Genomic DNA, 14,780 nt, shown 5'->3' on the forward strand with positions numbered 1-14,780 from the left:
CGCTTAAAAGGCTAGAACTGGTGCCCACTTAAATTTAAGTGCACACCATGTCCTGGCTTTGCGGGGCTGGGTAGATGACTTGGCCGGACGCTTACGGTTCTCAAACCTTTGGCGGTGGAGGTCGGGGGACGCGCCCCTTGGACTTGCCAGCGCCGCCTGTCGTCTGGCCGGTAAAGCGTTTTGAACGTCCTCAATTCGAAGAGGGTCATCTTCAAAGATCGCCTCGATAGAAGAGTACTCACTGCCGTATTGAGGTGGGCGTGTACCGCAATTGCCGACCGTATCAAGTGGAGATGCCCCTGATGAACGACCTTCCGCAGACCCGCCTTGCGGTCACGCCGCTGCGCTTTGATCCCGCCTTTGAGCAAATACCTGACGATGAGGCCCATACCAGCAAAGAGCTGGCCGATACGCTTCGCTCCATTATGGAAACTACGTTCAACGATAGCGGCCACGCAAATCGTAGCGTTCATGCCAAAGCGCACGGACTGCTGCGCGGGCAGGTCACGGTATTGGACAATCTACCTGCCGAACTGAGGCAGGGGGCCTTTTCCAAGCCGGCCACGATGCCGGTCTTTCTGCGATTCTCTACAAACCCCGGCGACATACTGGACGATAAGGTTTCTACCCCGAGAGGGCAGGCCATCAAAATCGTCGGTGTCGATGGGCCGCGTTTGCCAGGCAGTGAAGGCGACGTGACCCAGGACTTCGTCATGCAGAACGCCAAGGCTTTTACTTCGGCGACCCCCAAGGCATTTTTGGCCACCCTCAAGCTACTGGCGAAGACCACCGACAAAGCTCCAGGGTTGAAGAAGGCTCTTTCAGCGGTGCTCAGGGGCGTGGAGTCGACGATCGAGTCTATGGGCGGGGAGAGCGGTACCCTCAAAAGCCTGGGCGGACACCCGCAAACTCACATACTGGGTGAGAGCTTCTCCACGGTCGTGCCGATTTTATATGGGCCCTATTACGCCAAGCTGGCTATGGTGCCTGTTTCTGCCTCCCTCACCGCGTTGACCGGCCTGCATGTGGACTTTGCCGACAACCCAGATGGCCTGCGCGCGGCTGTCACCGAGTATTTCATTCAGCACAGCGGCAGCTGGGAGCTACGTATCCAGCTGGCGACCGATATTGAAAAGATGCCCATCGAAGACGCATCAGTGCAGTGGTCTGAAGAGCTGAGCCCCTATGTGACAGTTGCTCGTATCGATGTCGATGCGCAGCCGGCGTGGGACGACGAGAAGGTCAGAGCAATAGACGACGCAATGGCATTCAGTCCTTGGCATGGCCTACAGGCACATAGGCCGTTAGGTGGTGTTATGCGTGTGCGTAAACCCTCTTACGAGATGTCCTCTGATTTTCGTGCAAGTCATAACGGATGCCCGATTCGCGAGCCGCGTTAGGACAAGCTGCTGCGCAGTTGATCAGGAATTAACAGGGAATTTGGGGGCAGCATGAAATTGTTCAATCGGGCTACACCAGTGCTGTCGGGGGCGCTGGTTGCGTTGTCGGGCCTGCTTTTTGTAATGGGTGGTGGCTGGCTCGTGGTGTTGCACGGCACGACCTACTACCTGATCGCGGGAGTGGGCCTGACGTTGACTGGACTGGGTCTGATCAAAGGCCGTCGGTGGGCCTTGTGGCTATACGGGGTGGTCTGGCTGGGTACTGTGGTTTGGGCCTTGAGCGAGGGCGGATTGAATGTATGGGCGTTGGAGCCCAGGCTCCTGCTGCCGACGTTGCTAGGGCTTTATTTGCTACTTCCCCGCATTCGTCGCCGTTTGAACCCATCGGGCGCTGTTTCTCCCGTTGGCAACGTCGTCGTTCCCGTTTTATGGGTGCTGCTGATCGCCGGCCTGTTTCTGGCACATCCCTATCCTGACGCAAAGCCGCCTGCTCCGCTTACCCCCCTAGCCTCGGAGTCCGGTGACTCGGAAAATGACTGGAAGTATTACGGTAGAACTGCCAAAGGCGAGCGATGGTCACCTTTGACCCAAATCAGCCCGGCCAATGTTGGCGAGCTTAAACCTGCCTGGGAATACCGGACAGGTGATCTGGCGCGCTCTGACGAAAATAAAAATGGCTATGAATTCAATTTCGAAGTGACGCCGATCAAGGTCGGCGACACCCTTTACATCTGCACACCGCACAGCCAAGTCATCGCGCTTGATGCCGTGACTGGCGCCGAGCGCTGGAAATTTGATCCAAAGCCTGAAACGAGTAACAACGCCTATTTGGCATGTCGCGGCGTGGCTTTTTACCAAGCACCTGCGGGTACCGAATGTGCGCAGCGGATCATCTCGCCAGTAGCCGATGCACGACTGGTCGCACTGGATGCTACGACCGGCAAGCCTTGCAGCGGCTTTGGTGAGCAGGGCTTCGTGTCGCTTCGGCAATATCTAGGCGATGTTCCGAAAGGCTTCCATTTCGTTACCTCGCCACCCTTGGTTGTACGAGACCGAGTGATATTGGGCGGCTGGATCTACGATGGGCAAAAGACCAATGAACCATCAGGCGCCGTGCGGGCGTTTGACCCCATCACCGGACAGATCGCATGGGCATGGGACGTGGGCCGACCTGGAAGTCCTGTCGCTCATCCAGCTGCGGATGAGAGCTTTACCCCAGGTACCCCGAATGCCTGGGGGGTCTACACCGCTGACGTCGAGCGTGGTTTGGCCTATCTGCCAACGGGAAACGCGGTACCAGACTATTACGGCGCCAAACGCCGTCCGTTTGATGAGCAATATTCGAGCTCGGTGGTGGCATTGAACATCGAGACAGGCGAACCGCGCTGGTCTTTCCAGACTCTGCACCATGATCTGTGGGACATGGATGTGCCTATTGGGCCGACCTTGGTCGACCTGCCAGACGCCGACGGCAAGACTATTCCAGCGCTGGTGCAGACGACTAAGCGTGGCGAGTTGTTCCTGCTCAATCGTGAGACCGGTAAGCCTATCGCCCAGGTGGCAGAAAAGCCGGCGCCCCAAGGTGGGTTGCCCGGCGATCCGACCTCCGCGACGCAACCTTATTCAGTGGGAATGCCATCCTTCGCCCCTGAGCAGATCAAGGAGCAGGACAGCTGGGGCGTTACGCCGCTTGATCAGATGCTGTGCAGGATCGAATTCAATCGGCTGGATTACAAAGGCGCCTTCACACCGTTTTCTCTGGATAAGAAAACGCTCGTATACCCCGCATTTGATGGTGTCATTGATTGGCACGGCGCCTCGGTGGATCCGGAGCGGCAGAGGCTTTATGCCAATTTGAGTTACATCCCCTTCGTCGCCGAAACCATGAAGCGTGAGGACGCCGAGGCCAAAGGTTTGGTTGAGCCCTGGGATGGAAAAGGGCAACCGCCCAGGCCCAAGAAGTTCTCGATCAATCCGCAATACGGGACGCCATATGTGGTTAAGGTCGATCCATGGTTAGGCATCCTTGGCGCACCCTGCAAGGCGCCGCCATGGGGGCAATTGGCGGCTGTGGATCTGCGAACGCGGTCTTTAGTCTGGCAGCACGATGTGGGAACGACGCGGGATATGGGGCCTTTGGGTTTGCATGCCAATCTGCCGTTTCCTACCGGGATATTTAACATCGGCGGTAATGTCACCACGCGCTCTGGTCTGATATTCATGGGCGCGACGGCGGATGATTATTTGCGGGCTTTCAATGCCCAGGATGGCAAGGAGATCTGGCGTACCCGGTTGCCAGCGGGCGGGCAGGCCACCCCTATGACCTATCTGGGCAAAGACGGCAGGCAGTATGTCGTGATTGCTGCCGGTGGGCATGGTGGGTTACAGACGCGTTCTGGCGATTATGTCGAAGCGTTTGCACTGCCGGCCAAAGGGCATCTCTGAGAGCATTTAGTCAGCCTCTCTGATAAACATCGCCGCTGTCGTGAAAATATGGCGGCGATCTAGAACGATCAAAAAAACCGCAGGTTTTAGAATCATGTTCCTATGAAGCTATGGCGGGAGACAGCTCATTCAAGAGCGTTTACAAGCCTGAGCCGAATAGGGTCGTTTGGTGCAGCGACCTAAATATAGAATGTCACCATGGCATTGATTTTTTTAAGCAAAAGCATCGCCATTGCAATGGCTTCCGTCATGTCTGGGACCTCCACATCATCAACCCCAAAATCGTGTGGTGACCCAGTTATGAATGTTAAAGAAAAACCTCCTTGGTCGCTGATGAGGTCCACCGACAGATACTCAGTGTTCCCTTGACGATAGGACCAGACGAGGGCCCCGATTTGCCCACGGGTCTGATTCTTTGCATGCCCCGCCAGGGCTTCTGACCATGCCTCGATTTCGGGGGAAATAGTGCGGTTCCCTGATGATCCGATCTGGCATAGTACCACTTCACAGGGTACAGATAATTGCTGGTTTTGATCTGTCATGTCGGGGCTCCTGCTTGGGTAGCGGTCATCATTGCGGGCCGGGTAGGTTTTGTCCGTGGAAAACCTGTTTCAGTTGGGAAAGGGTTTCCTACTGATCCAGTAACCCGATTTGAGACCTTACCGACTGGCCGCGGTGTTTCAGGAAAGTTTTTTAAAAGCTGAGGCCAGCGGGCCGCGCCCTGGCGCGTTCAAGCGGGTGGTTCGAGTGGGTAAAGGATCCGACGACCCGAAGAAGAAACAGTCCTACTACATCAAGCTGAAAAGCAATGAGCCGATGTATTTCGATGCCCTCACCCTAGCTCATGCAGACCTGGAACCCAATGACTGGGACGGTTTTGTGATCATCACGGACGCCAGCAATGCGGGGATTGTCGACATCCATGATCGGCGGCCTGTGGTGTTCAGTCTGCAGGATACTAGGGAGTGGCTGTTACCTGGGCTGTCCGCCGAGCGAGCCATAGAGCTAACACGGCACAGCAGGCCGGTAGAGGATTTTGAGTTGTTTTCCGTGGGACGCGAGGTCGGGAATGTGAAGAATCAGGGGCCTGAACTGATCATGCCTCTGAATTAATCCGAGGCATACGACCAGATGATTGTGATCACAACAACCACCCAGGTAAGCGTCATAAGTATCGATAACCCTGCGAGCTGGCGGTCCATATCATTTCCATTACATAACCCGTCAATAGTCGCACGGTTATAGCCTGACAGGGGATGGCACGGCCGGTCGGCTGCTGAGCGCTAACGGCCTGCAGCATCCCGAACATCCAAACACAGGCAAGAAAACACTGCTGGGAACGGGAAACAGTTGTTGTCGACTGGCGATGACTTTGGATAATTTCCGGCCGACGGCAAGACTGTCACGGTGGTCAGTCATCTGTCGGACTGCCCTGGACTACTGTCCAATTGAAGATAGTTCCAGAAAAACCCAAGGATTATCCGCAGCTTCACCATTTTTGCTGCAATTGCTCGCGTGCTTGAAAGGCTCCCCGTGGTTCTCGACGGATTGAAACTCCAAACACTCCGTACAAGCCACGAATCCACCCATCATTAGCCAGTTCCTGTTCCACTCGACAACCTGACTTACAACGCTACCGCGTTGTCCATAACTGGCCATTTCACACCTCCATGGCGTATGGGCCGGGCGTCCGGCCCGTTACTTTAATGTAGATGACAAATCATGAAGCGGTCTAAGTGTTTGCTTATAAGGCAGATGGTTTGGCGTATCACTATGCGTGGTGGCCAATTGCGTGGTCTCACGCTCGTTCTAATCGCCCATCGGCTCAGGGGCCGAGGTTTGGACATTCAAGCCGTTAACGCCCAATTACGCGGCATCAGGTGACCATGATCAACAGAGGGGGCAGTACAGTCCGGCCAGATTTCCCATACGGACCAGCTGCGCCCGAAAGCTGGCGCAACTACTCTTGCAAAATACATCGCATGTTACCTGGATGGCCTGTTCTGGCAGCGCAGTTTCAGGCCTACCTGCCCTTCGTCCGACGAGCAAGGATTTTGAGAACTGCGAACAAGATTCGGCTGTAAGCTTACAAAAAAAATAGCTAATTGCCATCAGGCGTATTTCGAGGTAGACCATGCAGAATAGCCAGCACGAAGTCCGACCATTACTGACCCCTGAGGAGCGAGCAGCGATCGCTGAAATCGAGGCGACAACCAGTATTTTGAGCATCATCACCCGGATGACACGAATGCGTTTCGCAGCCATTGCGAAATACGACAACAGTGACTGGGTTGTCTGCTCAGTGCACGATATTGGCGACTTGGGTATAAGCGCTGGTGATACGCTACCGATCGAAATCACGCTGTGCAGCGACTTCATCACTAATCCGCAGGCATTGTTACTCCCGGACATACGTGAGAGCCCCAGACATAGAATCCGCCCGGTGGTGAAGCAATATGGGTTAGAAAGCTATGCGGGGGTGCCGATCATCCTGCCGGACGGCACGTTATACGGAGCGTTGTGTGCGCTCGACTCTAAGCCCGTTCCTTTCGAGAATCCAGATCTGGCAGATACGCTCCACCTGTTCGCACGTCTAATAGGATGCATTTTTTCTGGGAGCGGCCGCTCGATCGTTACTGACCCGGATACCAATGGTCATACAAAGCAGCTCCTAAAGGATCCTTCATGATTTGATAGGGATATCAGGATGAAACTCGCCGGAATGGTAATCACCTGTTTGATTGCCGCTGCTGGATGCTCTCGGGGCCAGGCCAATCCAGAACCAGTACAGCCCTAATGTGTATAGGTACGCCATGCCTTACAATGCGGCTTTCCTGGCGAAAACGAGGGTAAACTACGATCTCAAGGACCCAGAAAGCGCGAAATTCCGCGAGGTTAATTGTCTAACTCAAGACCATCGGGGCGAAGCGCATGATCAACCGCCAGCAACATCTGGGTCATTGGATGGATGCGCCGCAGGTATTCAGCGGCAGCGAGCGCCACCAGCCCCCACCGCATGGCGTCGAAAGCAGAAAGGAATGTGTTCATGGTTATGCACCTAGAACTGATCTGATCAACCTGACGAGAGCTTTCAGTCGTGGGATGATGTTCATCGCCAGAAGGCCGATCAGGAAGGCCACCCCGTGTTGAGAGTCTGCGTCAGTCGGCAGTGTGAGATACTGGAGCACCAGGGCGGTGGTGAAGATGGCTGACAGGAATCCTGTCAGTACCGCGGCGGCTGCTGGTCAGTTAGCGTTGGAGCGCCTCCGTCAACGGTCACATTTTCTACGGGCGAGAACTTTAATAGTTGGGAGCTGGCTTCTGCACGCACTCCTTTGCTCCTGCCGCCGCAGGCCCCTTTCTGGTAAGGCACTTACCCTTGAATCCCATTCCCTTCCATCCCTTCAAACCCCTTTGCCTGGGCCATTTCCTTTTGTGCCAGACCTACCCGGGGTAGGATTTGAACTGAAGTAGGAATGGTATATACTATGGTATGTATCATTCGTTCTGGGAGCATCGATCTATGAGCCAAACCGCCAAAGTTTTTCTCAACGGCCGCAGCCAGGCCGTGCGGCTGCCCGCAGCATTCCGGTTCGACGCCGACGAGGTGTTCATCCGCCGCGATCCAGTCACTGGCGATGTGATCCTGTCGCGTAAGCCTGAGTCCTGGGAAGGCTTCCTGAGCCTAATGCAGGAGGTGGAGATTCCCGATGACTTCCTGGGCGAGCGTGAGCGCAATCACGCTGAGGCAGTGAACAGAGATCCTCTGGCAGGTATGGAGGAATGAGGCAGTACATGCTCGACACCAATACGGTGAGCCAGTTGCTGCGTGGGCATCCAGCCGTGGTGGCAAAGGTGCAAGGTATTCAAATGTCAGCGCTGTGTATCTCGGCGATCACTGAGGCAGAGCTGAAATATGGTCTGGCGAAGCGACCGCAAGCCCACAAGCTACGAGCCTTGGTCGAGGAGTTCCTCAAACGGGTTGATACGCTACCTTGGGACAGCCAGGCTGCCGAAACTTACGGGAGAGTTCGTGCTGAGGCAGAGGCGGGCGGTAAAACACCAGGTGCTTTGGACTTGTTGATCGCGGCGCATGGTATAAGTATTGAGGCAGTTATAGTAACTAGCGATCAAGCGTTCTCTTTCATTGAAGATATAAGTCTCGAAGATTGGGCTGTTTAAGCTTTGATGTTTGGCGTGCATGCTATTCGTCGGGATTAGTGCGATGTACTAAAAATAATATTGTTCGTGTCAGCGTTTGGGTCTATAAATGATGGCAGAACGGCATCTTTGAGATGGGAGAGGCACGACATGGCTAGCCACGCAAACAATAGTGATAACTCAGCTGCACGCTTGGGGCAGACCTTGGGCCGTGGTGTCAAGGTTATCCTCGAAGCGGAACGTTGCCTGTGGAACGGTCTCACCCGGCTGGGCCTTCCAGCCGTTGTCTCAAAGCTTGCAAAGTGGGCAGCCCGGGTTGTGCTGTTGGTTGCAGCCGCTGGTGTTTCTCTATATTTCCTCTTCCCGTTCTTCGTTTTTTGCTTTGCCGTCTTTGGGGTTTTCTCGGTTGGTGCAAACAAAGATTCGGCTAGTGAGATGAGCGAGGCGCTGATTAGCTCTGGTGCCGATCATAATGGATGGGAGGGTGATGCAGATGATCATCATTGGGTTCATGTTCCAGGTCATGGTGTATACACAGTAGACCATGAAGACTATTTTATGAAGTAGATATGTAGAGGTTTTTGTGAGGGGAGGTAGGTCGTACCTCCCTGATTAAAAAGTTTTATTTTATCCCCTCTTTGAATCCCCCAGTTGTCATATTTATTCCTTTTCCAATAGTTTTAGCACCCTCTCCACTCTCTTTTTTCGCTGCATTTGCCCCTGATGAAAGGCCTCCTACGATATCTCCAAGTCTATACCCCGCCCAGCTCAATGCAGTGATCCAGAAGCCGGGAAGAACAAGGAACATTGTTGCCATTACATAGCTGAGTAACATGTCTCCTTGCATGTTACTCAGACCCTCTACAGGGTCGAAATTAGAGTGTGCGGAATTATTGTCGATCCCATATATCCCGTTTCCGTACAGGCCGTCCATAATCGTACTATCAACCCATCTGGCGAGTTGAAACCAAAAGTCAACGAAGATCATTGCAAACTGTACTACCGTGAGTGTGATCGTCGTTTGCAGGCTGTAGGTGCTAAGCGTTAGGACGAAAGGCATTGATATAATCAAAGCCATCTTTAAAAAAGCCATCGCCATAGGCGCGGCTTGGCGCACGCTGTCCATCGCTGGGAAGTACACAACAGAGCCCACGCCTTGCCCGATGCCCGCTGTTGCCCTTGCAAGGGTATTGAATAGCGTTGGACTGATTTGTCCACCGTAGTCGCTGTACACCTGGCCCTGGGTCAGGATTTGTTTCTTGGGCGATACCAGGTCACGAATCACTGAATCATTGACCTGGTCCTGGCTAAGGAAGTTTGCCCACTGTTTGATTTGGGTAAACACATCGGGTTTAACCTGGTCGATCAGACGGGCTTTTAAACCGATGCTTGAATCGGACCACCACTGTGTGCAGGTTGGGTAGCCACCTCCTCCTGTGGTCTGAGCCAGGCCCGCATCTCGGGTGGCGTCGTATGGCCATGCTGCTCGTGGTGTATGAGAGCGAAATCCCGACATCCCATCGCTGTAATAACCGGATGTTTGCAGGAAAAAGTGTGAGCCGATCCAGTTCACGTCGTTGAGCTGGTCCTCGGTGAGTGACGGCTGGGTCATGAACAGTTTTGCCCGGGCACGGCCGTAACAGTCGCTGGTGAAGTCGGCGACCTCCTGTGCGAGTAGAGGGCTATTGATCCGGGTACTGTTGATTTCCATGCGGATCTGTTGCAGGTCGACGCCACAAGGTATCGAGGCGACGGAGGCAGCCGTGACGGATTTCGACAGGGCATGCACGAAAAACCACCACACCGGTACTGTCGAACTTTTGCCATTGAGCGTACTGAAGGATGTATTCCAACCCGTCTCACTGGGCGTGGGCAACTGGTACTGGCACTGAGCTGATCGAGTCTGATCAAACGTCAGGGTGTCAAAGCTGACCTGAACCAGCGGCATGCAGGCGAGAACCAACACGATGATGGCGGTGTAGAACCGGTTCTCTACCCTGGCTAGCGCCAAGACACCTTTGTTGCCTTCGTCAGCCCCTTCGCCGCGAGCTTTGAGCCATTCCTGAATCACCATGGCCGCGAAAGGCGCCGCAAACAGTCCGGTGCTGGAGATGATGTCCCAGATCCCACCGTTGATGAGCCAGCCCACGAGCGTGAGGTAATACTCAAGGTAGTCGTTGGTGTGCAATATCATTGGGACGCTCCTTTAGATCAGGCCCGCATGCTTGATTTCGAATAGGCACACAACGAAAATCACCAGCAGCTCACAGCGTCGTAGCCGTTTCATGGAGCGATCTGACGCAGGGTCTTTGGCGAATCGCTGGCGAATGCTGAGCCAGCCCCAGGCCAGTGCGGAGTAGACGAACAGCCGCCATATCAACAGGTAGGCGAAGTGATCCTGTTGCCATTGTTTGAACTGATCAAAGCCACCAAAGTAGTCCTTCACCAGGATCGTCAACGCGACGGCCAGGAAGAGGGTTAACAGGAACATCCACAGAAGCGTCCAGGTAACACGTAGGCCCTTACGCAGAATCTTTACCGCTGACTGAAAGGTGGCCATGGTCATTTACCTTGGCCAGAGCCGGTGTTTTGCAGTCGATCCAGTCGGTTCGGCATAGGGTCGCCCTGGAACACACCCTTCGAGCCATCGCCTCTGTTCTGGGCACGTTCCAGGATGGCCGTAGGCGAGTTGCTGGCCAGGCTTCGACGCAAATCCAGTTCAGTCTTGAGGTTGTCGATTTCCTGTTGCAGTCCGTTGTTCTGTTGATCGATCGCTTTGGTGGCCACGTCGTTGGCCGCGACGTTGGGTTCTTTGCTGCCAGCCATCATGGTGCGCTGGAGTAACAGGGCTTTACCCAGGACATCTGAAAGCGCGACTTCTGAGGCAAGTCGCTTGGCAAGCACGTCCTGGTCGTGTTCTGTGCGCAGCGCCTCAACGACACCGCGAGTGACGGGCAACGAATCGCTGCTGGCCAGGGCCAGGTTGTCAGAGGTCAGCGGTTTGCTGCCAGAGATGAGTTCGTTCAGCGCCTTCAATTTGGCGTCATACGACTCCTGAATCACCGGCGTGAGTCCGGCACCGGCGGTCGTGGTGGTCTTGGTGCAGCTATCACAGGTTTGTTGTTGCTGTTCGCCCAGCACGCGATTGGCGAAGTCGGTTGCTTGCTTGGGCGATGACCAGGTGTTGCATACCAGGCCGTTGCCACACGTGGCGGCGGGGATCGAGGAGGTGTCGGTCGGGCCGCGCCCGTTCATCAGGTTGTAACCAGCCCGGGTCACGTCGCTGACCACTTTGATCGGCTGCTGACCAGAGCCACCGGCCTTATTGCCTCCGACCCAAGTCAGACCATCGTTTCCACTCTTTGCCTCTACATCGGAAACAGCAGTAACGGCATCTGTGCCACTGGCTACGGCCTGAGTCATAGCCTGACCTTCTGCAATCTTGTTCCAGCCCATCTGTCCGCCGGCTACGTCTACCATCTTGTCGGCGATCGCCCGGCATGTGCCTTTGGATCGGTCAAAATCCAAACGGCCCTGGAGCACCCCGTTGGTGAGTAGGTTGTACAGCGCGGGGTTTGAGCGTTGCAGGATCAGGCCAGGCAGCGATGACACGGCCTGAGTCGCGTTAGTCAGCACCGAGCCCATGATCTGCTGGAAGCCTTGTGTCGCGCCGTTGAGCTGATTCTGCAGCGTATTGGTCAGACTCATGTTTCCGCAGATGGGGTTGGTGTTCCAGCCGCCACCAATACCTATGCTGTCCATGTTGCCGGCGCTGCCCATGCTGACAGCGTTACCACCGCCGACGCTGTAGAGCAGGTCGTCGCCAATGACGCTGCCCGAGGAGGAGGTATTAATCGGGTTGACCGCCGCCTCCGCGATGCTAGCTAACAAGATACCTGCGAGCGCCAGGGCTGAAATGGGGCGTATGTGCATGTTCGAGATCCTTATGTGATTACTGGAAGTCGGTGCTGCCCAGGAAGGTCTGGCCTTCGCGCTGGCAGCAGGAGTACGGGCGCCACAGAGCCCAGGCGTAGCCGCCATCGACTGCCTGTACCTGTGCATTGCTGTGAGGAAACACGGCGCAGCTCTGACTCAGTGTGGGTGTCAGCTCCTGCCACTTGCCTGTGGTGGCATCGCCCTCGAGCAGCTCGCCGGCCGGCCAGTAGCCGTCCTGAGGTTGGGCAACCATCGAGAGGTAGACGTGGATCTGCGCGCTGCGCGTGACGATGTCGCCAGCACGCTGCGCGACGACAGCACCGGCCTTGTAATCGTCCGTTTGGTGCAGGAACCCCCCGCGTGGGTAAACAGCGCCCCAGAGGTTGCCCCTGGTCATGCCGCCGACCTCGCGGCGTCCGGGTATCAGGGCCTCGGGATAAACCATTTCCGGTACGGTGTACCGCCATGCGATGGTGTCGAGCGTGCTCAGAAGATAGGGCTCGAATGCGGTGGTCGCTCCCTTACACACATACCCCGAACCACTGGCGAACTGGCTGAACGTCGCACCCCCAGGGTGTCCGATGACGTCCGCGTTCTTGAACTTCGCCATTTCGTTCTGATTGTTTTGGCTGGTGGTGCCGTCGCCACCATCTTGAGCCAGGCCCGAGGGCGAACTGAACATCGACACCTCAGTCCACGGATTCTCACCAGTGTTCGAATAGCTGGAGACCACGGCGTCAGGCACGAAGTGACGAACCTTGGTCGACGTCTTCACTGAACAACCGAAGGGCGTGCAGAGCAGCCAGTAGCAAATACCCACAACCTTGTATTCAAGGCAGTCCGGGGAGAGTGTTGAAGCGACGATAGCTGCGGTGTTTATTGCGGCGAATGCCGGTGCGCCGATCACAAGTACCGAAGCGGCCACCAGGCGCCGAGAGTTGCGGCCCAGTTGTTTCATGGCTTGATCCCCCGGTACCGGGCGATCTGCTGTTCGGCCAGCGGCACATTGGGTTCGCCGTAAATGACAAACTGACGATCAATGACAACGGCAGGGATCTTGGCGATGCCCAGTGACCACGCATCCGCTGTTCCTTGCTGTGCGACGGCAAGATCCTTCTGCAGGCGCTGGCCGTCAGGTGATTGCATGCGCTGACGCACGATCGCCATGGCCTGTTGGGGATCTGCCGGCAGTCCCTGCGAGAGTTTCTCCTGCAGGCGATCGACGTCGTCCAACAAGATCACGCGCACACCGGGTCCAGACTGCGTTGGATGGTGGCTGTCTGTAAAAACCCAGGTTTCGGCATTGGCCGAGGCGCACAGCAGCGCAGTGAGCAGCATCGTCCCCAGCCCTCGCATATACGCGGGGCGGGGTTTAATTCGTTGACGGAGGGCCATGAGGCAGTACCTGATAGGGATTTCAGGTACAGAAGAAGCGATCAGGAGGAGGGCGTCAGCAGGAAACCATTATCAGGTGGCTAAGGGGTTGATCGGCTGATCGTGGAAGGTCACACAACCTGCTGGACGATGGTGCAGCCTCCTCGGGGGCTGGAGGTCTTGGCCGTGCACAACGATTTTATATAGCGGCAAAACTGATATAGGTGCATAGGGACCGGAAAGGTTTATATTGCGATTTTAGGCGTTTGCGTGGGCTCAACATATGGCTGCAAGAGGTTGTGTTTCAGGGCGTGAGTATTCTGTAGCGAATATTTTTGATGACGCCGTCTACCCTCGAATGAAGGAGGAACCACTTCTCAATGCACTGGACGAACTGGTCGTTCCCGTCAGAAAGGTCGGTGCACCACATTTTCGTCGTATGGGTAAGGCTTCGTTCGGCAAGCGTATCGGAAGGACTGAAAATAATCCGACTCATAACGAATGCGTCCGCGTACTTCACGAACAGTTATCTGATACGGAAGTGACAAGGGTTTCTATTTCAACCTATCTCTTTTCAGAGGGCGCACGTGAAGAGCAGGTCATTTTTTCCACGCTTCCTGGAAGCGATTACCGGTGGTTCATGGAGGCAGACGCGCGGATTGCGTTCGAGAATGACACTTACATTCAGCCAGACCTCAGCGGTCGGGACGCCAATCGCTTTTTTCCACGAGCTAGTTGTCCCAACATCATTATTGAAGTAATTCGAACTCATGAGCCAGAAGAGGAAACCTTCAACCGTCTCTACGAGCTGTCTCGGACTAACACGCTTGTAGTTTTTTATGTCATCGGAGACGGAAGCCGAGGCGGTAAGCTGAACAATTTTCGTAGGAACGGGGAAGAGTTAACGCTTCGGATTTCTCACTACCTCATCGCTGGCCAGCCATACGTAAATGGCGTAGCAGTTAAAGCTCTTGGCGAGGACGAAACGCTAGCGCACTGGCACAAATATCTGACGAATAGCTACTTCAAAAAGGCAAAAGAATCGGCTTCCTGACCGCGCATACTCATGCCAAGGGCTTCAATATCGATAAGGCGTCGTTGACAATGACGGCTATCTCACGTTGCCGTTGGTCTCTGCCTTGCCAGAATCCACGCCGTTCAGCCAGAGACAAGGCTAGCTCAAGATTTTTACTTTCAATAGCTTCTTCTAGGTACTTATCTGCCAGGTGGCTGTAGTTTGCAAAAAGCGCCTTTTCAGACGCAGAGATGGCCTCTGATTCACTTCGGTATGTCCCAAGACCAGATAGCTTCTCTATTTGAAATGACCAGTCATCTTCGCTGCCAATAAAGTCCGGATGATGGTACTCGCCAGCTTGCTTGGCGTAGTCGACAGTTCGGCCTATGTTTATGAAAGGGAATCGAGGATGTTTATTGATTGAGGACGAATGCATTTTTTTGCTCCTA

General features: G+C 55.0%; 16 protein-coding genes. 8 read left to right on the top strand and 8 right to left on the bottom strand.

Going from position 1 to position 14,780, the window contains the following annotated elements; all coding sequences use genetic code 11:
• Window positions 1-302: 302 nt before the first annotated feature.
• The gene (locus M2401_RS33500) at window positions 303-1,400 is read left to right on the top strand and encodes a catalase family protein (protein ID WP_259111233.1); all 1,098 of its coding nucleotides are present in this window, start codon (window positions 303-305) and stop codon (window positions 1,398-1,400) included.
• 51 nt (window positions 1,401-1,451) lie between these two features.
• The gene (locus M2401_RS33505) at window positions 1,452-3,845 is read left to right on the top strand and encodes a membrane-bound PQQ-dependent dehydrogenase, glucose/quinate/shikimate family (protein ID WP_259111234.1); all 2,394 of its coding nucleotides are present in this window, start codon (window positions 1,452-1,454) and stop codon (window positions 3,843-3,845) included.
• A gap of 179 nt (window positions 3,846-4,024) precedes the next feature.
• Here M2401_RS33505 and M2401_RS33510 read toward each other — a convergent pair whose 3' ends face one another.
• A complete protein-coding gene (locus M2401_RS33510) occupies window positions 4,025-4,387 on the bottom strand; it encodes a hypothetical protein (protein ID WP_259111236.1) in 363 nt (120 codons plus the stop codon).
• Between the two features lie 133 nt (window positions 4,388-4,520).
• On the opposite strand from M2401_RS33510, the gene M2401_RS33515 reads away from it, so the two are divergent.
• Both M2401_RS33515 and M2401_RS33520 read left to right on the top strand, forming a co-directional pair.
• Window positions 4,521-4,958, top strand: coding sequence for an SOS response-associated peptidase family protein (locus tag M2401_RS33515; protein WP_409034024.1), 438 nt, complete (start codon window positions 4,521-4,523; stop codon window positions 4,956-4,958).
• Window positions 4,959-5,979: 1,021 nt separating this feature from the next.
• The gene (locus tag M2401_RS33520) at window positions 5,980-6,534 is read left to right on the top strand and encodes a GAF domain-containing protein (RefSeq protein WP_259111237.1); all 555 of its coding nucleotides are present in this window, start codon (window positions 5,980-5,982) and stop codon (window positions 6,532-6,534) included.
• Between the two features lie 206 nt (window positions 6,535-6,740).
• On the opposite strand, the gene M2401_RS33525 is transcribed toward M2401_RS33520, so the two are convergent.
• On the bottom strand, window positions 6,741-6,893 hold the full coding sequence (locus M2401_RS33525) for a hypothetical protein (protein WP_259111238.1): 153 nt from the start codon (window positions 6,891-6,893) through the stop codon (window positions 6,741-6,743).
• Between the two features lie 475 nt (window positions 6,894-7,368).
• On the opposite strand from M2401_RS33525, the gene M2401_RS33530 reads away from it, so the two are divergent.
• The 3 genes from M2401_RS33530 (at window position 7,369) to M2401_RS33540 (ending at window position 8,573) form a co-directional block, all read left to right on the top strand.
• Complete coding sequence (locus tag M2401_RS33530; RefSeq protein WP_259111240.1) at window positions 7,369-7,632, top strand: antitoxin; 264 nt, start codon at window positions 7,369-7,371, stop codon at window positions 7,630-7,632.
• An 8-nt stretch (window positions 7,633-7,640) separates the two neighbouring features.
• Entirely contained in the window at window positions 7,641-8,027 is a 387-nt protein-coding gene (locus M2401_RS33535) for a type II toxin-antitoxin system VapC family toxin (protein ID WP_259111242.1), read from the top strand.
• Between the two features lie 129 nt (window positions 8,028-8,156).
• Window positions 8,157-8,573: a DUF3742 family protein gene (locus M2401_RS33540; RefSeq protein ID WP_259111243.1), complete on the top strand. Its 417-nt coding sequence runs from the start codon at window positions 8,157-8,159 to the stop codon at window positions 8,571-8,573.
• A gap of 55 nt (window positions 8,574-8,628) precedes the next feature.
• Here the strand turns inward: M2401_RS33540 and M2401_RS33545 are convergent, their stop codons facing one another.
• From M2401_RS33545 to M2401_RS33565, 5 genes are read right to left on the bottom strand one after another with little or no spacing between them, the layout of a single operon-like run.
• Window positions 8,629-10,200: a conjugal transfer protein TraG N-terminal domain-containing protein gene (locus M2401_RS33545; protein ID WP_259111244.1), complete on the bottom strand. Its 1,572-nt coding sequence runs from the start codon at window positions 10,198-10,200 to the stop codon at window positions 8,629-8,631.
• A 12-nt stretch (window positions 10,201-10,212) separates the two neighbouring features.
• On the bottom strand, window positions 10,213-10,566 hold the full coding sequence (locus M2401_RS33550) for a hypothetical protein (RefSeq protein WP_259111245.1): 354 nt from the start codon (window positions 10,564-10,566) through the stop codon (window positions 10,213-10,215).
• A 2-nt stretch (window positions 10,567-10,568) separates the two neighbouring features.
• Window positions 10,569-11,939, bottom strand: coding sequence for an integrating conjugative element protein (locus M2401_RS33555; RefSeq protein ID WP_259111247.1), 1,371 nt, complete (start codon window positions 11,937-11,939; stop codon window positions 10,569-10,571).
• Between the two features lie 19 nt (window positions 11,940-11,958).
• Window positions 11,959-12,900: a TIGR03756 family integrating conjugative element protein gene (locus M2401_RS33560; protein ID WP_259111248.1), complete on the bottom strand. Its 942-nt coding sequence runs from the start codon at window positions 12,898-12,900 to the stop codon at window positions 11,959-11,961.
• The gene (locus tag M2401_RS33565) at window positions 12,897-13,337 is read right to left on the bottom strand and encodes a TIGR03757 family integrating conjugative element protein (RefSeq protein WP_409034025.1); all 441 of its coding nucleotides are present in this window, start codon (window positions 13,335-13,337) and stop codon (window positions 12,897-12,899) included. Before M2401_RS33565 ends, M2401_RS33560 begins: the two co-directional genes overlap by 4 nt.
• Before the next feature lie 262 nt (window positions 13,338-13,599).
• On the opposite strand from M2401_RS33565, the gene M2401_RS33570 reads away from it, so the two are divergent.
• Window positions 13,600-14,370, top strand: coding sequence for a hypothetical protein (locus tag M2401_RS33570; RefSeq protein ID WP_259111249.1), 771 nt, complete (start codon window positions 13,600-13,602; stop codon window positions 14,368-14,370).
• Window positions 14,371-14,380: 10 nt separating this feature from the next.
• Here M2401_RS33570 and M2401_RS33575 read toward each other — a convergent pair whose 3' ends face one another.
• On the bottom strand, window positions 14,381-14,767 hold the full coding sequence (locus tag M2401_RS33575; protein ID WP_259111250.1) for a hypothetical protein: 387 nt from the start codon (window positions 14,765-14,767) through the stop codon (window positions 14,381-14,383).
• Window positions 14,768-14,780: the final 13 nt, after the last annotated feature.

It is taken from the genome of Pseudomonas sp. JUb42 (assembly GCF_024807945.1).
GTDB lineage: Bacteria > Pseudomonadota > Gammaproteobacteria > Pseudomonadales > Pseudomonadaceae > Aquipseudomonas.

What these genes read in the sequence shown, in the direction of transcription:
- M2401_RS33545 (WP_259111244.1), bottom strand. Translation starts at nt 10,200, where the DNA reads ATGATATTGCACACCAACGACTACCTTGAGTATTACCTCACGCTCGTG.
- M2401_RS33550 (WP_259111245.1), bottom strand. Translation starts at nt 10,566, where the DNA reads ATGGCCACCTTTCAGTCAGCGGTAAAGATTCTGCGTAAGGGCCTACGT.
- M2401_RS33560 (WP_259111248.1), bottom strand. Translation starts at nt 12,900, where the DNA reads ATGAAACAACTGGGCCGCAACTCTCGGCGCCTGGTGGCCGCTTCGGTA.
- M2401_RS33565 (WP_409034025.1), bottom strand. Translation starts at nt 13,337, where the DNA reads ATGGCCCTCCGTCAACGAATTAAACCCCGCCCCGCGTATATGCGAGGG.
- M2401_RS33575 (WP_259111250.1), bottom strand. Translation starts at nt 14,767, where the DNA reads ATGCATTCGTCCTCAATCAATAAACATCCTCGATTCCCTTTCATAAAC.
- M2401_RS33555 (WP_259111247.1), bottom strand. Translation starts at nt 11,939, where the DNA reads ATGCACATACGCCCCATTTCAGCCCTGGCGCTCGCAGGTATCTTGTTA.
- M2401_RS33500 (WP_259111233.1), top strand. Translation starts at nt 303, where the DNA reads ATGAACGACCTTCCGCAGACCCGCCTTGCGGTCACGCCGCTGCGCTTT.
- M2401_RS33530 (WP_259111240.1), top strand. Translation starts at nt 7,369, where the DNA reads ATGAGCCAAACCGCCAAAGTTTTTCTCAACGGCCGCAGCCAGGCCGTG.
- M2401_RS33540 (WP_259111243.1), top strand. Translation starts at nt 8,157, where the DNA reads ATGGCTAGCCACGCAAACAATAGTGATAACTCAGCTGCACGCTTGGGG.
- M2401_RS33505 (WP_259111234.1), top strand. Translation starts at nt 1,452, where the DNA reads ATGAAATTGTTCAATCGGGCTACACCAGTGCTGTCGGGGGCGCTGGTT.
- M2401_RS33520 (WP_259111237.1), top strand. Translation starts at nt 5,980, where the DNA reads ATGCAGAATAGCCAGCACGAAGTCCGACCATTACTGACCCCTGAGGAG.
- M2401_RS33570 (WP_259111249.1), top strand. Translation starts at nt 13,600, where the DNA reads ATGGCTGCAAGAGGTTGTGTTTCAGGGCGTGAGTATTCTGTAGCGAAT.
- M2401_RS33510 (WP_259111236.1), bottom strand. Translation starts at nt 4,387, where the DNA reads ATGACAGATCAAAACCAGCAATTATCTGTACCCTGTGAAGTGGTACTA.
- M2401_RS33525 (WP_259111238.1), bottom strand. Translation starts at nt 6,893, where the DNA reads ATGAACACATTCCTTTCTGCTTTCGACGCCATGCGGTGGGGGCTGGTG.
- M2401_RS33535 (WP_259111242.1), top strand. Translation starts at nt 7,641, where the DNA reads ATGCTCGACACCAATACGGTGAGCCAGTTGCTGCGTGGGCATCCAGCC.